The 19,252-nt window shown below is 47.0% G+C and carries 21 protein-coding genes; all 21 read left to right on the forward strand.

The window, feature by feature from the left end:
- Window positions 1-25 precede the first annotated feature (25 nt).
- The 21 genes from eutS (at window position 26) to ACQ5BJ_RS03250 (ending at window position 19,199) form a co-directional block, all read left to right on the forward strand.
- On the forward strand, window positions 26-379 hold the full coding sequence (gene eutS, locus ACQ5BJ_RS03150; protein WP_021255526.1) for an ethanolamine utilization microcompartment protein EutS: 354 nt from the start codon (window positions 26-28) through the stop codon (window positions 377-379).
- Entirely contained in the window at window positions 376-612 is a 237-nt protein-coding gene (locus tag ACQ5BJ_RS03155; RefSeq protein WP_430108465.1) for a EutP/PduV family microcompartment system protein, read from the forward strand. The genes eutS and ACQ5BJ_RS03155 overlap by 4 nt, the downstream gene beginning before the upstream one ends.
- Window positions 613-631: 19 nt before the next feature.
- Window positions 632-1,336: a cobalamin adenosyltransferase gene (locus ACQ5BJ_RS03160; RefSeq protein ID WP_430108468.1), complete on the forward strand. Its 705-nt coding sequence runs from the start codon at window positions 632-634 to the stop codon at window positions 1,334-1,336.
- Window positions 1,294-2,133: an ethanolamine utilization protein EutJ gene (gene eutJ, locus ACQ5BJ_RS03165; protein ID WP_268622968.1), complete on the forward strand. Its 840-nt coding sequence runs from the start codon at window positions 1,294-1,296 to the stop codon at window positions 2,131-2,133. The genes ACQ5BJ_RS03160 and eutJ overlap by 43 nt, the downstream gene beginning before the upstream one ends.
- Window positions 2,134-2,454 (forward strand): microcompartments protein, encoded by a 321-nt coding sequence (locus ACQ5BJ_RS03170; protein ID WP_005550163.1) that lies wholly within the window; start codon window positions 2,134-2,136, stop codon window positions 2,452-2,454.
- On the forward strand, window positions 2,441-2,704 hold the full coding sequence (locus tag ACQ5BJ_RS03175; RefSeq protein ID WP_021259266.1) for a EutN/CcmL family microcompartment protein: 264 nt from the start codon (window positions 2,441-2,443) through the stop codon (window positions 2,702-2,704). The genes ACQ5BJ_RS03170 and ACQ5BJ_RS03175 overlap by 14 nt, the downstream gene beginning before the upstream one ends.
- A 43-nt stretch (window positions 2,705-2,747) precedes the next feature.
- Window positions 2,748-3,404 (forward strand): cupin domain-containing protein, encoded by a 657-nt coding sequence (locus ACQ5BJ_RS03180; protein WP_005550165.1) that lies wholly within the window; start codon window positions 2,748-2,750, stop codon window positions 3,402-3,404.
- 14 nt (window positions 3,405-3,418) lie between these two features.
- Complete coding sequence (locus ACQ5BJ_RS03185; protein WP_005550166.1) at window positions 3,419-4,237, forward strand: BMC domain-containing protein; 819 nt, start codon at window positions 3,419-3,421, stop codon at window positions 4,235-4,237.
- A 27-nt stretch (window positions 4,238-4,264) separates the two neighbouring features.
- The gene (locus tag ACQ5BJ_RS03190; RefSeq protein WP_430108472.1) at window positions 4,265-5,737 is read left to right on the forward strand and encodes an acetaldehyde dehydrogenase (acetylating); all 1,473 of its coding nucleotides are present in this window, start codon (window positions 4,265-4,267) and stop codon (window positions 5,735-5,737) included.
- Window positions 5,737-6,384: a phosphate propanoyltransferase gene (locus ACQ5BJ_RS03195; RefSeq protein ID WP_005550168.1), complete on the forward strand. Its 648-nt coding sequence runs from the start codon at window positions 5,737-5,739 to the stop codon at window positions 6,382-6,384. The genes ACQ5BJ_RS03190 and ACQ5BJ_RS03195 overlap by 1 nt, the downstream gene beginning before the upstream one ends.
- A gap of 12 nt (window positions 6,385-6,396) precedes the next feature.
- Window positions 6,397-6,678 carry a BMC domain-containing protein gene (locus tag ACQ5BJ_RS03200; RefSeq protein ID WP_005550169.1) on the forward strand — a complete coding sequence of 94 codons (282 nt, stop codon included), beginning with the start codon at window positions 6,397-6,399 and terminating at the stop codon, window positions 6,676-6,678.
- A gap of 150 nt (window positions 6,679-6,828) precedes the next feature.
- Window positions 6,829-7,110, forward strand: a complete 282-nt coding sequence (gene eutM, locus ACQ5BJ_RS03205; protein WP_005550171.1) for an ethanolamine utilization microcompartment protein EutM — start codon at window positions 6,829-6,831, stop codon at window positions 7,108-7,110.
- Window positions 7,111-7,363: 253 nt separating this feature from the next.
- Entirely contained in the window at window positions 7,364-8,542 is a 1,179-nt protein-coding gene (locus ACQ5BJ_RS03210; protein WP_430108477.1) for a histidine kinase, read from the forward strand.
- Window positions 8,543-8,546: 4 nt separating this feature from the next.
- Window positions 8,547-9,314 (forward strand): response regulator transcription factor, encoded by a 768-nt coding sequence (locus ACQ5BJ_RS03215; protein ID WP_171417270.1) that lies wholly within the window; start codon window positions 8,547-8,549, stop codon window positions 9,312-9,314.
- Between the two features lie 90 nt (window positions 9,315-9,404).
- Window positions 9,405-10,526: a DMT family transporter gene (locus ACQ5BJ_RS03220; protein WP_268622965.1), complete on the forward strand. Its 1,122-nt coding sequence runs from the start codon at window positions 9,405-9,407 to the stop codon at window positions 10,524-10,526.
- A 4-nt stretch (window positions 10,527-10,530) separates the two neighbouring features.
- Window positions 10,531-10,818, forward strand: coding sequence for a hypothetical protein (locus ACQ5BJ_RS03225; RefSeq protein WP_430108480.1), 288 nt, complete (start codon window positions 10,531-10,533; stop codon window positions 10,816-10,818).
- A 224-nt stretch (window positions 10,819-11,042) separates the two neighbouring features.
- A complete protein-coding gene (locus ACQ5BJ_RS03230) occupies window positions 11,043-11,201 on the forward strand; it encodes an aspartyl-phosphate phosphatase Spo0E family protein (protein ID WP_005550179.1) in 159 nt (52 codons plus the stop codon).
- A gap of 390 nt (window positions 11,202-11,591) precedes the next feature.
- Window positions 11,592-13,277: a sensor histidine kinase gene (locus ACQ5BJ_RS03235; protein WP_430108483.1), complete on the forward strand. Its 1,686-nt coding sequence runs from the start codon at window positions 11,592-11,594 to the stop codon at window positions 13,275-13,277.
- A gap of 8 nt (window positions 13,278-13,285) precedes the next feature.
- Window positions 13,286-14,614 (forward strand): response regulator transcription factor, encoded by a 1,329-nt coding sequence (locus ACQ5BJ_RS03240; RefSeq protein WP_430108486.1) that lies wholly within the window; start codon window positions 13,286-13,288, stop codon window positions 14,612-14,614.
- A 146-nt stretch (window positions 14,615-14,760) separates the two neighbouring features.
- Window positions 14,761-16,164, forward strand: coding sequence for an ABC transporter substrate-binding protein (locus tag ACQ5BJ_RS03245; protein WP_430108490.1), 1,404 nt, complete (start codon window positions 14,761-14,763; stop codon window positions 16,162-16,164).
- Between the two features lie 47 nt (window positions 16,165-16,211).
- A complete protein-coding gene (locus ACQ5BJ_RS03250) occupies window positions 16,212-19,199 on the forward strand; it encodes a carbohydrate-binding protein (protein ID WP_430108493.1) in 2,988 nt (995 codons plus the stop codon).
- Window positions 19,200-19,252 lie beyond the last annotated feature (53 nt).

The following is a 19,252-nucleotide window of genomic DNA, read 5'->3' on the forward strand; positions in this document are numbered from 1 at the left end:
AGTAAAGCTTTAAGGAGGACCGCTTATGCAGCAGCCTGCTGGGCCGGATCTCGGGCGGATCATTCAGGAGTCGGTGCCGGGCAAACAAGTGACGCTGGCCCATATGATTGCTTCACCCGTGCCTGACATGTATGAAAGACTGGGCATCGATGAAGCGGGGGCTATTGGCATATTAACACTGTCGCCCAGCGAAACCTCCATTATAGCCGCCGATATCGCGACCAAGGTGGCAGATGTGAAGATCGGCTTTCTGGATCGCTTTGCTGGTTCGGTGCTTCTCACCGGAGATATAGCCAGTGTGGAAACGGCGCTGCGGGCCATCATTGAGACGTTGGGCGATAGTCTTGGTTTTACGACGGCGGAAGTTACACGGACATGAAAAAACGCATTATGCTGATCGGTCCTACAGACTGCGGAAAAACGACGCTAGCCAATGCGCTTGATGGTACGGATCGCCCGTTGCGGAGGACGCAGGATATTATCTATGGGCCGAAGACGATCGATACACCGGGCGCGTATATCGAAAATACCGGGATAACCGAACCCTTTTTCCGCATTAGTCTTCCCGTGGGAAGGGGAATCGGGGAATTGAAACGTTATTTGTTCGGGTAATAAGAGTGGAGTTGATACCATGAAATTTATTACCGAAATGGAATTGCGCAATATGTACAGGTTAGAGCCTTTTACTTCATATATGGTGGAACATGGAAGCCGATTAACGCCAGAGGCGCGCCAGTTCTTGACAGATCGCCAGATCGCCGTGTCCTATGGTACGCAAGAGAAAAACCAGGAACAAAAGCAAGAGCCAGTCCCTAATCCGGAGCAACAAGCGGAAGAGCCGGATTGGCGGCGTGGGAAGCTGCGCTGTCAGATGCAGTCCGTCTCAGCCCTGTTCTTGTTAACTGGGCAGGAGCTGCTGGAGCGGGATGTGCTTCTGGCACAGAAGGTACTAGAGCTGTCAAAGCTTTTTTCAGCCCTCCAGAAAGGGGAAGGGGGCGGCACATCTGCTGCCGATTTATCTTTCCAGGGTTGTACCGGCATTACTTGCGATGTTCTTTTTGAGGATGCGGGAGATTGCTTTGAGGTGACCGAGTTTCACATTCAATTGGAAAAGGGCAAAGAAATTGCTTTGCTGCACCATCTGCGCAGCGCTTTGCGGGAGCTTGGGTTTGCGGTGTTGGAAGCCGCAGCAGGCAGTCCCCAAGAAAAGCCGGAGAAACCTGTTATTCCTGGAATCAACTATATGATTAACGCATTAAGCTCGCTTATTTGCAGAACTACAGGAGGTAGAACATGCCAGAAACAAAACCCTTCGCATACTGCGATCAACTGGTAAAGCAATTTGAAGCGGTCATCCAGAAACCGATTGCAGGGCGGTCTTCGTTCTACTATACCGGTGTGGATCTGGGAACGGCCTGTGTGGTGCTTACGGTGTTGGATGAGACCCGGAAACCGGTGGCAGGAGCTTACCGCTACGCCGATGTCGTCCGCGACGGAATGGTAGTGGACTACTTAGGAGCAATTCAGATCGTGAGGGAGCTTAAAGCGCAGTTGGAGCAGCAATTGGATGCAGAACTTGAATATGCGGCTTCGGCGATTCCTCCGGGAACCGATTTACTGGATGCTGGAGCCATCAAGCATGTGATCCAGGGTGCGGGATTTGAAGTTACGGCTTTATTGGACGAACCTACGGCGGCTAATGCCGTGCTGCAAATATCCGACGGAGCCATTGTAGACATTGGAGGCGGAACAACAGGCATTTCGATTCTGAAAAATGGAAAGGTTGTCTATGTCGCCGACGAAGCAACGGGAGGCACTCACTTTTCTTTGGTGATTGCCGGGGCATACCAGATGAGTTTTTCTGAAGCGGACTGTTTCAAGCGCGACCCTGCCCATCACCAAGAATTGCTGCCGCTGCTCCGGCCGGTCATCGATAAGGTTGCTTCCATCATCAACCGCCATGTTGTGGGCCATGAGGTCAAGGAATTGTACTTGGTCGGCGGCACCTGCTGCTTGTCCGATATGGAGACAATCATTGAGCAGAAGACCGGCATTGCTACCTATAAGCCTAGCAACCCTCTGTTTGTCACGCCGCTGGGCATTGCTCTGAATTGTACGCGGGAGGCGATGTGAGTGGAATTTCGGATTATCAAATCTCCTTCCAAGGGGACGCTTGACATTTTGCTTCGTCGCAGAGGAGCGCCCAGTAGTCGGGAAGTTCCCCAATGTGACGCGATAGGATTGGTGCAGGGAAGGCTGATTGATATGGTCTGGGCCGCTGATGTAGCTGAAAAAGTGGTGGGCGTAACCGTGGAGGATATTCGCGGCAGTTGCCCGCAAAACATGATTCTTCTCGCTATTTTTGGGGACACAGCTTCCGTGGAGGACGCCATCGCCGAGATTAAGCAGAGGAGCGGAAAAGCGGGGAGGAAGGAATGCAATGATTGCGGCTGAATTGATTCACAATATCTGGTCTACCCGTAAAGCCGATTCCCTTGTAGGAATGAAACTGATGCTGGCCGAGGTGATTGGTGGAAGTGACGACGGGCGCCGTTTGATTGTAGTCGATACGATCGGCGCTGGCATAGGCGATCGGGTGATTGTCTGCACCGGCTCTTCGGCCCGCAAGATGCTGCATACAGACGATGTTCCAGTGGATGCCGTCGTCGTCGGCATCATCGACGCGGACTGCGTGTTCGAATAAATATTCGAACAGTAATCGAATGCAGCGAGAGGGGGCGAGAACTGTGAAAAAACTAATATGTGCTGCGGATGTAGAAGGATGGGCGGCTTCCGGACAGAAGCAATGCTGCATTGACCGTAACACGATTGTGACACCGGCGGCCCGTGATAGGGCAATAGAGCTGGGGTTAGAGTTTACCAATGAGCCTTGTGGGACTAAGAGCTCCGAAGCCGCAGGCTGCAAGACTCAAGATGATCTCGACATGAATGCTATTTTTAAAATTTTCAAGATGTTATCGGAAAAAGGACTGGTTGAAAAGCTGTTGGGAACGACTATCGAGCCACCTTATCAAGCGGAGACGGATCCGACTGGCTTGAAACTTGTGCGGGGCCGGACGGTAAAAATGGAAGCTTACGAAACGGGAACAGCTAGCGCCAAGGTATATCGTCAAGAGGTAATCGGGAAGCCGGATAGTTCCATGAGCGCAGGGTTTCTGACTGTCGACCGCGGTAGCTTCGAGCAGGAGACAGCCGACGCAGAAACTTATATCGTGTTGGAAGGCACGCTCGATGTCACTTTGAACGAGAGAACCTTCACCGCCCATGAGGGGGATGTACTCTTCATCCCCAAAGGGGTGAAAGCGACCAAGGGATCGTCGAACTGCGCGAGGATGTTTTATATGACTTACCCGGCGGGCGAACCTGATCGGAAGCTGCAGTAACAGGAGGTGATAGCATGCAGGCGCTTGGATTAATTGAAACGCGGGGACTTCTTCCAGCGATTGAATGTCTGGACATCATGCTCAAATCAGCTCAGGTCGAACTGATAGAAAAGTGCAATGTGGGCGGCGGGCTAGTGACCATCGCGGTAACCGGCGATGTTGGCGCTGTTCAAGCATCCGTGGAGGCGGGTGCCTCCGCGGCGCAACAATTGGGCAGTGATGTGCTTATCAGCCGACATGTTATTCCAAGACCCCACAACGACATAGCGAGCATCATCGGCCGGCGCAGCGTTTCGAATTTCACCAAGGAGAAGGACGAGCTGGCGCTGCCAGTACAGCATACTCAGGCGGCGGAACAGTTTCCAAAGCAGCTGCCTGAGCAAACGCCAGAGCAGACCTCGAAACGTTACACAGCGTCTGATGTTCAACTGGGCGATGCGCCCAATATTCCACTGGACATGGCTCCTAAAGTTCCACTGGAAGCAGCACCCGAAGTCTCATTCAATATCGGTGGTGATGAAGACTTCCCTGTACTAACAGCCGATCACGCTCAGGCTCTTGCGTCTAAAGACGTCAGTCCAGAACCAGACAATCAAGATGCGGCAGATGGAGATCCGGCAGTGCTAGACAGTCCACTCAAACACCAAATTGATGTGCTGGTAAAGGAATCAGGGCTTGACAAAGCAATGGAACTGCTGGAAACAATGACTGCTGTTAGGCTGCGCGGACTGGCCAGAGAGTGCAGCCCCGCATATGGGATGAGCATGACGACAATTTCGAAGGCAAACAAGGTCAAACTGCTCAAGCGGTTCCGCCATTATTATCAGCAGTAAACAGTAAGCGAGAGGAGGATGTTTCACTTGGAAAATTATGATTATGACTTGCAATCGATTCAGGAAACGCGGGACTTGGCCCGTGCAGGAAAAGCGGCCGCCGATGTCCTTGCCGGCTACGATGCTGAACAGATTGACAGAATTGTACAAAACATGGTACGGACAGCGGAGGTCAACGCCGCTGAACTGGCTGCACTGGCAGTAGAGGAAACCGGATTTGGCAAGATTGAGGATAAGATCTTCAAAAACCGACTGGCTTCCACGGAGCTGTATGAATCCATTCGGGATACGAAAACGATTGGGGTTATCCGCGAGGACAAGACGAATCAATTAATAGAGATTGCCGAGCCAGTCGGACTGCTCATGGGTATTATTCCATCAACCAATCCGACATCCACTACGATTTTTAAATCGATCATTGCGATAAAGGCTCGCAATGGAATCATCTTTTCGCCGCATCCTTCGGCAAAGAAATCTATCATGCGGGCCGCGGAATTGATGCACGCCGCCGCTGTCGAGGCAGGGGCTCCCGAAGGAATCATTGGCTGCGTTACCAAGCCTTCGATGCCGGCGACGCAGGAACTGATGAAGTGCGATGAAATCGCCATGATTATCGCAACGGGCGGCTCGGCAATGGTGAAGTCCGCCTACAGTGCGGGTAAGCCGGCGTTGGGAGTCGGGCCGGGCAATGTACCAGCCTATATTGAGCGCACCGCTGATATTCCAAAGGCGGTAGCAAATATCATTGCCAGCAAAACCTTCGATTACGGTACAATCTGCGCCTCTGAACAGGCTGTTATCGTGGAGGAGTGTATCCGTTCTCAGGTGATCGCAGAGTTTGAGCGTCAGGGCGGTTACTTTATGAATCAGGAGGAAACTGCTAAAGTCGCAGCAAAGTTGTTTGTAAAAGGCCATGCCATGAATTCAAGACTGGTGGGACGTTCACCTCAGGTGATCGCGGAAGCGGCCGGCATTCAAATTCCTGCAGGGGTCAAGGTGCTATTAGGCGAACAGCAGGGCGTGGGAGAGAAATTCCCGCTTTCCTATGAGAAGCTTACTACCGTATTGGCGTTTTACACCGTACAGGACTGGCATGAGGCTTGCGATCTAAGTGTTGGACTGCTGCGTAATGGAGGAATAGGCCATAGCTTCTCCATCCATACGCAGAATCATGATATGGTCATGGAATTTGCGCAAAAACCTGTGTTCCGCATTTTGGTGAATACGGGCTCCACTCAGGGTGGTGTGGGCGCAAGCACCGGACTTGCCCCGGCCTTCACTTTGGGATGTGGAACCTGGGGGGGCAGCGCCACTTCAGATAATGTGGGACCACAGCACTTGATTAATATCAAACGTGTGGCTTACGGCATTAAGGACTGTACGGCACAACCCCCCTACTCTGTTCCAACTCCGCAGTTGCCAAAGCAACAGGACGATGCGCTGCTGTTGAATCTGGTCGATGAGCTGATGTCCATTTTGCAGAAAAGCGGTGACAGCTAGTGGGGAACTATGATCAAGTACTTTCTTTGTTAATGGAGGTTGTATCCGGTGCTGGTAAGGCGGAGGAGGAGCCGCGCTCCATCCCTTTAGGGATTTCGAATCGCCATGTGCATCTTTCTCAGGCTGATGTGGAGACGCTCTTCGGATCCGGATATACGCTATCCAAAATGCGTGATTTGTCCCAACCCGGACAGTATGCATGTAATGAGACCGTTACGGTCTGCGGGCCCAAGGGGGCCATCGAAAAAGTACGGGTTCTCGGTCCAGTGCGGAAACAGACCCAGGTAGAAATTATGCGGGGAGACTGTTTTAAGTTGGGCGTGAAAGCTCCAGTGCGCTTGTCCGGGGAGCTTGAAGGCACACCGGGCGTCACGTTGGTCGGGCCGAAGGGAAGCGTATATAGTTCCTGCGGCTTGATGGTTGCACAGCGCCACATTCATATGACGCCTGATGATGCCCTTTTCTTTGGCGTAATCGATGGAGAAATGGTCAGTATTCAATTTGATGGACTCCGGGGCGGAGGGTACAATCAGGTCGCAATCAGAGTTAGCAGTGACGCTGCTCTCGACTGTCATATCGACGTTGAAGAGGCCAACGCGATGGATTTAACATCGGCGTCTGTTGTTAAAATCATTAAAAATCGTTAGGAGGAAATGAACATGAGATCAGAAGCTCTTGGTTTGGTTGAAACAAAAGGTTTGGTAGGTTCTATCGAGGCAGCGGACGCTATGGTCAAAGCGGCCAATGTCACTCTAATCGGCAAAGAGATGGTAGGCGGCGGACTTGTTACCGTTATGGTACGGGGCGATGTAGGAGCGGTGAAGGCGGCGACAGACGCCGGTGCCGCAGCTGCGAAAAATGTAGGGGAACTCGTGTCGGTACATGTGATTCCTCGTCCCCACAGCGAAGTGGAGAATATCCTTCCGGCTGCTAAGGCATAATTCAAAAAATTATTAACTAAGTCTATGCTTCCGAAGCAGTTTTGTTCGGAGCTAGCGCTTGATTCTCACAAAACTAGGCCTATGCTTCCGAAGCAAGTTTTGTTCGGAGCTAGCGCTTGATTCTCACAAAACTTTTAGGAGGAATGTAACATGAAATCAGAAGCATTGGGTTTAATTGAAACAAAAGGTCTGGTAGGTTCTATCGAAGCAGCGGACGCTATGGTCAAAGCGGCCAATGTCGCCTTGATCGGCAAAGAGATGGTAGGCGGCGGACTTGTCACCGTAATGGTACGTGGCGATGTAGGAGCGGTGAAAGCGGCAACGGACGCTGGTGCTGCAGCCGCACAGCGTGTAGGGGAACTGATATCCGTACATGTGATTCCTCGCCCTCACAGTGAAGTGGAAAACATTCTTCCCGGTGCTAAGCTATAATTTATATTGATATTCTGCAAAGGGCCAAAACTCGGTAAAACTGGTTTTGGCCTTTTTATTTTTGTCTGCAACAATCCGCTTGTCGAAAGCTTGTCGGAGTAGTCTTTTTTCTATAAATAAGGATTTGAGGAGGAGGGATGCACTATTTCCAAACAGGTTGAAAATTGCTATAATAGAGATGATATATTGTGAAAAATTTAGCATGCAATGTTTATTTTCCCGTTCATTTTCGGTGAAAGGGTGCAACGAGATTATGCTGAAAACCAATAGCCCGATCGCAACCAAAGTATACGCACGATACAGCGGCATTCTGTCTCTTTCTAAGTTCTCGCTGCTGCTGCACGATAACAATGGAGACGTGTTGCTTGAGTTCAATCCGTCTCCTGATTTCTGCAGGCATATTTGTTGGGAGAATCCTACGCGACCTTGCGCGGATTATTTGAAGCGCTTTAATACCGGTGAACAGGGGCGATTTGTTTGCTGTTACGGTCTGGAGAATATTTTGCTGCCCATTAAGATCAAAGATGAAGTTGTTGGCTTCATCTCGGGGATGCAGGCGTATTCCCAGGAGAGGGAGTTTCAGAAGTACCTGATTAAAACGGCGGAATTGGCCGAAATGAAGGGGCTGGATTTGGAGGTTGTAGCGAAGGCGATATCGGCTTTTCCAACCATTGATCAGGATAAAGCAGATATTCATGAGCAGCTTTGCCATCATATCGCAAGGAATATTGCGCTCGACATCGCCGAAAGCGCGCAGGACAACACAGGAATTATCAATCGTCTGTCTGCAGAAAAAGAAATACTGGAGAAGAAAGTAATTGACTTAGAAGCAAAAAACATGTCTCTCGTCATCAATCCACATTTTCTTTTCAATACTTTGAATTCCATTGCCCGCATCGCCTATTTCGAACACTCCCATACGACGGAGGAATTGATTTATTGCCTGTCCGACTTGCTGCGATACAATGTTAAGCAGGATGATCAGCTTCATACCATCGCATCCGAAATGGATAACATTGAGAAGTATTTGTATATACAAAAGGCACGCTTCAAAAATCGCCTGCAGTATGAAATCATTGTTCCTAATGAATTAAAGGCTTATCGCATTCCTAATTTGGTGATTCAGCCTATTGTAGAAAATGCAGTCATTCATGGAATTACCCCTAAGCGGGACGGGGGTACCGTTCGTCTGATTGCCGAAAAGTACAGAAATGATATCACCATTTCTGTTATAGACAACGGTAACGGGTTCTCGCCGGAGGTACTAAAGCTCATTCATCAGCCGGGCAGCAAGATCGGCGTGGGCTTCCGGAGCACCGATAGCCGTTTAAAGCGTTATTTCGGAGAAGAGTATGGGTTATCGATCGTGAAATCCGATTACAGCGGGAGCACGGTTAACATCCGCATCCCCACCCAACCAATTGCGAGGTGATGCAATGAGCGTAGTTATGTTTGTTGAAGATGAACCGATAGAACTGGAGTTTCTTCAATCCATCGCTCAGGAAATTCTGGGTGCTGAAGATAAGCTGCTTATTTGCGATACGGGTATGCAAGCGATTAAGCTCGCCAAACAATATCGGCCGGATATTATTTTTATGGACATCATGCTGCCTGAAATGGATGGAATATCCTCGTTGCAGGAAATTCGCCGCTTTCTCCCTGACGCATGCGTGACGATTTTGTCGGCCAGTTCGGATTTCTCCTATGCACAGGCGGCAATCAGTCTGCAGGTACATGAATATTTGCTTAAGCCGGTCAAGCCGGAAAAATTGCGGCAAATGATCCGTAAGGGGCTGGATAAGGCCGCTCAATCAGAAGAAAAGTGTTTGACAGAAACTTATCAGATTCAATCGGCTCAAGAATGTCAGCGCTTTATTAAAGAAGCCGTCGATTATATTCAGCAGAATTACAAAGATAAGCTGACCTTGCAAATGGTGGCGAGTCATGTGTATATGAATGCCCAATATTTTAGCCGTATTTTCAAAAGGGAGCTCGGCGTTACTTATACGGATTATGTGAACAAGCTCAAGATTGTACATGCCTGCAAGCTGCTTGAGACTACTGGGTATCCCGCCTATCGCATCTCCACAGAATGCGGCTTTACCGATCCATCTTATTTCAACCGGGTATTCTACAAGCAAATGAATATGACGCCGAAGGAATATAAAAAAAGCGTTCTTGCCGAAAGAAAAAACACGAAATAGAGTTCCTAAAGTCTCCCCCGATTATGGTGGGAGACTTTTTTGTTGGCTTTATCGTCCTAAAAGTACGAATAGTACCAGAATGGAGAAAAAATGATTCAGGAAGTCCAACAAGAGGTACGGTTAGTAACAGGCGCAATGGCCTCTTTGCTATACAATGAAGATACATCTACGAAGATAAATCTACTTAACAGAGGTGTATGGATGATGAAGGAAACAGTGGCAGCTCCCGCGGCTACGGCCGGCATGCTGAAACAAAAGATGAACAGTCGTTTCCGAAGAAATGGAATCGTTTACGGACTGATTTCCGGGTTAACGTTCGGCCTTTACAGTACCGTTGTAGCCTTGGCCATGATGAAGGAACCTTTTCTGGGGATTATAGGAGCGTTTGCGGCACCCATAGTGGCATCGGCGATTAATGATGCTTTGGCGGCGATCTGGCTTCTGATCTGGAACATAAAGAAAGGAAAGATCAAAGAAATCGGCCGCAGTCTGGTAACGATACCCGGATTGATGGTCGCGATTGCCGCGGTGTTTGGCGGCCCGATCGCCAACGGGGCCTATCTGGTTGGGATTGATATGGCTGGAGCGGCGGCTATCCCTATTTCGGCGCTTTGTCCGATGTTTGGTGCTATTTTCGCACGAATGTTTCTGAAGCAGAAGATTGATAAACGGGTGGCCGTCGGCATGTTCATCTGTGTTATCGGAGCGGCGCTCATCTCCTATGTCAAGCCTGAAGGCGGCGTGGAGAATTTCACATTGGGCATTGTTTTTGCTCTGGTAGCCGCGCTTGGCTGGGGACTGGAAGGCGTATTTGCCACTTTCGGGATGTCCATGCTGGATTCTAATATCGCCATTACCATTCGCGAGGGTGTTTCTGGAATCGTTTACATTGCCGTGCTAGTGCCTATTTTCGGGGCAACGGATCTCTTTGCTTCCGCGCTTGGATCCGTATCACCAATGCTCATTATCGCGGCTGCAGCCTTGTTTACGGCTATTTCTTTCCTGACTTGGTATATGGCCAACAATATGGTTGGCGTTGCTGTCGGAATGTCGCTCAACATTACCTATGTGCTGTGGGGGGTTGTTTTTGCTGCTATCTTCCTCGGTGATGCGCTAACTCCTACAGTAATTGCCGGTGCAATTATCATTACAATTGGAGCGCTTTTAGTTTCGATGAATCCAATGGATCTGTTCAAAAAGAAGGAGGCGTAAGCAAATGCCATTGTTGCCGATTCGCTCCCGGGTGCTGCTTTTCATGTCTACTGTGCAGCAGGCAAATATTGATGATGCGATGGACGCTTTGAAAAGCGAATACGGTGGAGAACGTCAATTTACAAGAGCAAACTTTCTGGATCATATGCTGTCGTTGCAGGCAAACGGACTGATTGACGAGATCCAGTACGAGCTGGATGCTAACGGGGAATTATGTATGTACTATGCAATCAACGAAGAGGGTATTCATACGATCAATAAATACTTGCCTAAAAAGTGGACGCAAAAATAAGAACAATCTCATACAACCCAGCCTTAGGCCGGGTTCAGATTGAAGACGAACTCCCGTGAATGACTTTACCGCGGGAGTTCTTTATGTTTTGTAGTCCTTGACTCGCTCTATTGTCTCTTATTGCTATAAAGGTGCTTATTTAATATGTTTCGACAAAGGGTTGCAGTGGAACATTTATACAGTTTTTACTGTAACGTGCATTATACTCTCTGATTGAGATTCATATGCGTGAGGTGAACAATCATTGTTCGATAGAGAATAAAATAAACGTATTGAGAAAGAAATTAACGGAGATCGTTGAAAATAAGGGGGAATTTACGGACCAAGAAGTGGTTCTGATCAGTCAGCAACTGGATAGATATATCGGTATTTTACTGGACTGAGGTTGTTTCATTTCTTCTGGAATCGCTTGAAATTGTAAAAATGGATGTAGTGGTGGAATCTCGCCCATGAGCTGCTCATGGGAAGATACTTGATGTAATGTATCAAATATAGTTAAATAATGTATTATAATCGAATTTTTTGGAATGACATAAATAACATCTTACTCCTTGAATTTTGAATCATGGTCGATTTTTTTCTACTTATCTGCTATATCGATTAGCCTGATCCAGTTAAACAGAAGTTTTGAAGGGGCGAAGTACGTGCGAAAAATACTTACTAGATTTATACCCCAAATGAGTGTTACCTACAAACTTCTTTTCCTGTTTTTAATTATTATAAGCCCTGTTTTTATTCTTTCCTATTATGGAAACTTGGCAGCAGAGCACATATTGAAGACAACCGTCACGAACGCCTATCTGGAATTAAACAAACAGAACTTATACCTTGTAAATCGGGATATGGACTCCATTGATCTAATGACCAAGACCATTATTCAAAATCCCCTTACACAGCAAATGATTCCGAGCGGCACCGAATCCATTCTTGAACGGGTAAGTAAATATGAAGCGTTGGACAAACTGCTCAAAAGCTACTCGATTGGCGTAAATGGGGGAGAAGCGGTTTACTTTTCCCTTTATGTTTATGATCCTGCCGACTACTATTCGTTTGCTCCAAAAGTTCGGATCGCTCCACAATCCGGTGTATATTTTTTGACGGAGCAAGATAAGCCCGATTGGTTTCTGGAAGCAGTTCAGATGCAAGGGAAGGGTCGTCTGAAAGTCATTGATAGTATGAACTCTCCTCCCCAATCAAAAACATTAAGCTATGTCCGAGCTGTCAATAATGTGTCCCATGCAAATGGTATGATTGGCGTACTCGTAGTCACTAAACTTGAAAAAATGATTCAAAACGATTTCAGCACGGTTTCTTTGCCGCAAGGAGAAATCTTCTTGACAGACTGGTTCAATCAGATTTTCGCCTCAACAGCGGAAGGAATCGGAACCAGATTGAGACTACCGGACGAAGCGAAAGAAGTAGAGCAAAAAGATGGCTTTATGGATATCGTCCATTCGGGTCACATCTATGTCATTAATTATAGCTATCATCTTCAGCAAAAACTCGTCTATCGAATACCGCTTCATTCCTTACTCCAGCAGCAGAGCCAACTCAAACAGATTATTCAGCTTATTTCGATCGTTTACGCTTTACTCGTTTTTGCGGCCTTCATCTATTTTTGGAGATCGTTGATGAAGCCGATGCAGAAATTGTCCCGTTTCATCCGAAGTTACATACCGGGAAAACAAGTAGTCAGATCGAGCGATGAGAACAGAAATGATGAATTGGGTGTGCTGATTACGTCCGTATACGATATGGCTAACCGTTTAAATCATCTTATGAACGATAAATATCAATATGAAATTAAGAAAAGGGAAACGCAACTGCAAATTTTGTACCAACAAATTAATCCGCATTTATTGTACAACACGCTGGAGAGCATCCACTGGAAAAGCATGTTGGAAGGAAGCACGCAATCTGCCGAGATGATTAAAGACTTGGCCAAATTAATGAAAATCGGATTAAGCAGAGGGAGAGAATTAATAACCATTGAAGAGGAGTTGCAGCATGCTGCTGCGTACATTAACTTGCAGCAGCGCAGGTACGAGCTTCGATTTCGGGTTATGTGGAATATAGCCGATGAGGTACGCCAATTGCAGATCCCGAAGATTATCCTTCAGCCGTTAATTGAAAACGCCATTATTCATGGAGTGAAAAATATGGAGGATGACGGTGAAATCGTTATTTCAGCCGACATACATGACGATATTGTGATTATCCGTATAGAGGATAATGGATATAAAGTTGTCGACTATGAAGAAATTCACCGGTTGTTGAACATGGAGATGGAAGTGCCTTCTTTCGGTTATGGGATACGCAACATTCAGCAAAGGATTAAACTGCACTTTGGCTGCTCCTATGGGATTAGCTATAGCAAAAAAAAGCAACAGGGGACGATTGTCACCGTTACGCTGCCTAAAAGCGAAACTGCTTCTCGGACACAATTACTTACGGGGTGATTCGTTACATGTATAACATTTTGCTCGTAGATGATGAACCATGGATTTGCAAGGGACTAAGCAATCTTCTTACTATTTCGGGATTGCATATCCATAACATTTTCATCGCTCAAAGCGGATATGAGGCAATGGATTTCATTCGAATGGAGGATATTGACTTATTGATTACAGATATTCAAATGAGTGGAATGAGCGGTATCGAATTGATGCATCAAGCCAAAATGGAAAAGCCGTCCGTTCAATCCATTGTTGTCTCCGCTCATGAGACTTTTCAATATGCGCAGTTGGCTATGCGGCTGGGTGCAAAAGATTATTTAATCAAACCCATTAACAGCACCCAGTTCCTAGATTCCGTGCGAAGCGTGCTGCTCAGGTTAACTAAAACATGGACGGCTCAAGATGAAATTGCCGCTCCATTAAATGAACGATTCAGTATGAGCGAGCCTGCTCCGGCGACAACAGCGTTATTAAACAGCCTGCTTGCTAATCCTGTGCATGTATGTGAAAACGCTTTTTCTGCTCAGCAGTTGAGAGATCTTTCGTTAGTAGGGCCCTATTTTGCGGTGCTCAAAATCAATCTTCATCTACAATCCCCGTCAAACAGAGAGCGATTCTTTGGGGAAAATGTCCATTTATTGCAATATGCCGTGTTGAACATGGCGAATGAGCTGCTTGAAGGGCAGTTCAGTCATATTGCTTTTTGTTCACCAGATTATGAAATTACGATCATTCTCCAATGGGATAGCGAAACATATGGCGATCCAGGCATAAACAAAATCAATCAATTGGATATCATTGGTAGGTTACTCTGCATGAACATTCAGGTCTACTTATCGCTGCAATGTGTGATTGGCATTAGCCATATCTTACAGGGGATTGAGTATATCAGCGTATTGGATCAACAGGCGAAACGAGCAGTACGCCTTAACCACGTACACCCGGATCATTATGTGTTTTACTATGGAGATTTTTGCTGGAATCAAGATGAGGAAGAGCCCAAGAAGGACGAGTTGAGCATGCAGTCTAATCAAATCGTAGATAAGGTCAAAAAATATATTCATGAGCATTTCGCCCAAAAGGGATTAACACTCTTGGAAATTGCTCACAAAAGTCATGTGAGCCCGAATTATTTAAGTTATTTGTTTAAAAAAATAACGGGCTACAACCTGTGGGACTATGTCGTTAAACTGAGGATGGAAGAAAGTAGGCTGCTTCTAACAACCACTGATCTACGACGGTATGAAATTGCTGAAAAGGTCGGATACGAATCACCTGAGCATTTCAGTAAAATATTCAAGAAATATTATGGAGTAAGTCTGAGCGAGTTCAAGAAGTAGAATCGCCAATGATCTAAATAGAATTACACATGTTCATCGTCAACCTGCCTTCTTACAATAGGAATTGTAAATTAGCTAATTTTGTAAAAGGTCACGAGTTTGTATGAACGAATGATTTAGATTATCTCAAAGGAGCATCCATCCTCATGGCTAAACGTAGGTTTATGCTTGTGCCCGCGATAATCATTTGTATCATTGCATTGATGTTAAGCGCATGCAGCCGTTCTTCAAGCAGCACCACAAACGATACCCAAAAAAATTCATCGGAATCTACCAAAGTAACGATCAGCATCTACTATCCTCCACCTGATCAAATCGAGAAGAGGACGCTGGAAGATGATAAGATCAAACGTTTTGTAAAGCAGTACCCGAATGTGAAAGTTGTAAAAAGCGATTGGCAGTATGATCCGAATCAAATCGGAATTAAGATGGGGGCCAATGAGGCGCCAACTCTATTCAACACATATGCAACGGAAGGCAGATTTTTGGCAGAGAAGGGATGGGCTGCGGACATCACGGGCTTATTTCACGATTATGCGTTTCATGATCAAATGAACCCTATATTGCAGGATCAGTTCATTATTGGCGGCAAGGTTTACGGGATTGCCCAGCAAGGATATGTTACCAGCACAATTATAAATAAAAGACTCTTAGATCAGAAAGAAATTGCGTTACCTAGTTTTGATTGGACTTGGGATGACATGCTTGCTACAGCTCAAGCAGCGGCTGATCCCTCCAAAGGCATCTCCGGCATTGCACCGATGGGTAAGGGGAATGCAGCCGGCTGGAACTGGACGAATTTTCTATTTGGAGCAGGTGGGGATATTCAGAAGGTAGATGATGGAAAAGTTACGGCCGTATTTCATTTAGAAGCTGGTATTAAAGCTCTTGCATTTTATCAACGTCTAGCTTGGGAAGCGAAGGTGATCCCTCAAGACTGGGCGCTTGGATGGGGGGATGCTGTTGGCGCCTTGGTTCAAGGGAGAACGGCGATAGTCATCTCGGGACCTGATGGCCCGGTCGATCAGGCACTCAACCAAGCGGGAATGAAGCCTGAGGAAATTGTTGTATATCCGATGCCAGCGGCTGAAAAGGGAGGCAAGCACATAGGCATACTTGGCGGAGATTTCTTGGTCATCAATCCAAAAGCGACGAAAGAAGAGAAAGAGATGGCCTTTCGTTACGCTACGTTTGATTATTTCACCGATACAGGACTGTTATCGATAGAAGCGAGTATCCAGCAACGTCGTAAAGATCAAAAATATTTTGTTCCGCCTGTTATTGAGTATTTCACACCCGATTCTACCTATGCAGAAAAAGTTAAGGCGATCTATGAAAAATACGACAATGTATATCAATACCCCTCTGCGACGATGGAACTGATGGAAGGAAAGCTAGAGACGCAGTTCAATACGCAAGAGTACTACGCGACGATGACCAGTGTTGTTCAGGATATTTTTTCACGCAAAGACGCGGATCCAAAGACGGTGTTGGAAGAGGCAGCACAGCTTGTACAGGAGAGGTTTTACAATCAGATGAAAGTCGAATAAGCGAGTGAACATGCATGTTAACCAAAAATGAAAGGAAGGCCATAAAGATGCAAGCACGACTCCAGAAAAACTCTACGGGTCTCATTTTACTCCTCATTGTAAGCTTGTTGCTTACACAGTTGTCCTTGGGCTCAAGCCCCGTACACGCCTCCTCCAATTTGGCGGCAGGCAAGCCTGTTTCGGCAAGCAGTCACAACGATAATTACTCGGCTGCAAACACGGTGGACAGCGAATCATCGACGTATTGGGAAAGTGCGAACAACGCATACCCGCAATGGCTTCGTGTCGATCTTGGCAATGTGAGCAAGATTGGTCAAGTTGTTCTGCGGCTCCCGGAATCGTGGGGTCAAAGAGCACAAACCTTGTCCGTGTTGGGTAGTGTCGATGATGCCAGCTACACAACCCTGGTTGCATCGGCCAGCTATTCGTTTGATCCAGCGAGCGGAAATATGGTGACTATCAATTTCCCAACTGCATCAGCTAGATACGTGAAACTGAACTTCACTGCTAATACCGGCTGGATCGCCGCCCAGTTATCCGAACTAGAAGTGTTCACAGCGTCTTCTGGCGCTTATGAAGCGGAAAATGCCCAATTAACCGGAGGGGCAAAAGTAAATACGGATCATACCGGATATACAGGCACTGGCTTTGTTGACGGCTATTGGAATCAAGGAGCAGCTACTCAATTTATGGTTAACGTGGATCGTGCCGGGGTCTACTCAGCCAATTTAATATACGGAAACGCTTCAGGCGGGGATCAGACAGTAAGCCTATACGTCAATGGAACAAAAATTAAGCAGACGACTTTATCGAATCTAGCCAACTGGGACACTTGGTCGACCAAGTCAGAAATCGTAAATTTGAATGCAGGAGCTAATACAATCGCTTACAAGTATGATCCAACCGATTCGGGAAACATCAACTTGGATGCCCTCCAAATCGCAAGTGCCAGCTCACCACCGAGATCCGCGTTATCGACCATCGAAGCTGAAAGCTTTGATCAACAATCGGGTATTCAAACGGAATCTTCCAGCGAAGGCGGATTAAATATCGGCTTTATCGAAAATGACGACTACACAGCCTATTACAATATCGATTTTGGCTCCGGCGTATCGAAGTTTGAGGCACGAGTGGCCAGCAATGGCGATGGAGGCCATATCGAAATCAGATTGGGCAGCTTGACAGGAACGCTTGCAGCTGCTTGCGCAGTAGAGCCTACAGGCGGATGGCAAACATGGACGACTAAATCTTGCAGCATAAACCCTATCAGCGGCGTACACGATGTCTATCTCATATTTAAAGGCAGCGGGGCTGGATTGTTCAATCTCAACTGGTTCAAATTTTCCAACAATTCTGTTGTGCCGTCAAAAGGAGCCACAATGCCTTACGATATGTATGAAGCGGAGGAGGGCGAAGTTGGTGGCGGCGCGGTTATCGTCGGTCCGAACCGAAAAATTGGCGATTTGGCTGGAGAAGCTTCCGGGAGAAAAGCAGTCACGTTAAATTCTACAGGCAGCTTCGTTCAATTTAAGACAAGAACAAGCACCAACACACTTGTTGCACGCTTCTCCATACCCGATGCACCTAACGGGGGTGGATTAAACAATACGCTGAACATATATGTCAATGGCACGTTTGCCAAGTCAATCGATCTCACGTCCAAGTATTCGTGGCTCTACGGCGACGAAGCATCGCCGGGCAATTCGCCTTCAGCGGGTGCTCCTCGGTTCATTTACGATGAAGCGAACGTCATGTTCGATCACACTATTCCTGCGGGAAGTACAATTAAGCTGCAAAAGGATCCGGCAAATACAACGACTTATGCGATCGACTTCATCAGCCTCGAGCAAGTATCGCCGCTGGCCAATCCCGATCCTTCCAAATATGTTGCGCCTGCAAACACCACGCATCAAGCGGTTCAACACGCATTGGATCAAGTTCGTATGGATCCAACCGGCAATCTTACCGGTGTCTATCTACCTGCAGGAACTTATGAAACAGGGGGCAAGTTTCAGGTGCACGGCAAGCCAGTGAAAGTAATCGGCGCCGGTCCATGGTACACTTGGTTTGTAGCTCCTTCCAATCAGTCCAACACAGATATCGGTTTTAATGTAGTAGCAAGCGCTAACGGTTCTACCTTTGCCAACTTTGCTTATTTCGGCAACTACAACATCCGTGAAGACGGTCCGGGCAAAGTATTTGCATTTAATGATGTAGCCAACATGACAATCGACAACATCTGGGTCGAGCATCAGATGTGCATGTTCTGGGGGCAGAACGTCGATAACACCGTCATTAAAAATTCCCGAATTCGCAACGTTTTTGCAGATGCCGTCAATTTTACAAACGGCAGCACGAACAACTTGGTGATGAACAACGAAGCTCGCAGCACCGGCGACGATAGCTTTGCCTTGTTTAACGCTGTGGATACCGGTACTTCCGAAGATAATCAAGGCAACGTCTATGAAAAATTAACCTCGCTGCTCACATGGCGGGCTTCAGGACTAGCCGTATACGGCGGATACAACAATACGTTTCGCAATATTTACATAGCGGACACACTGGCTTATTCGGGTATAACGGTTAGCTCGCTGGACTTTGGCTTCGCGTTCCGCGGTTTTGGTACGTCCCCAACTAATATCGAGCATATCTCGCTTATTCGTACAGGCGGCCATTTCTGGGGCAATCAGACGTTTCCGGCACTATGGTTGTTCTCAGCCTCGAAAGAGTTCCGTGGTATTCGTATTAACGATGTAGAAATAATAGATCCAACTTATCATGGGATTATGTTTCAAACGAACTATGTTGGAGCAACGCCACAATTTCCGATTACGGATACGATTTTATCCAACATAAAAATATCAGGCGTTCGCAAGAGTGGAGATTCTTTTGATGCTAAATCAGGCTTTGGAGTTTGGGCGAACCAACCGATCGGCTCTGCTACGTTTAATAACTTGCAATTTGCGAATATGGACCCAGGAACCACTCCAATAAACAATCCAACCTCTACGTTTACGATTCAAGTCAATCCGTAACAACGCATCAGCCATATGAAGCATGAATCTGTCAGCTACACGATAGATTCATG

Origin of the sequence: Paenibacillus sp. B1-35 (genome assembly GCF_050474385.1) — a bacterium.
GTDB classification, from domain to species: domain Bacteria; phylum Bacillota; class Bacilli; order Paenibacillales; family Paenibacillaceae; genus Paenibacillus_B; species Paenibacillus_B alvei.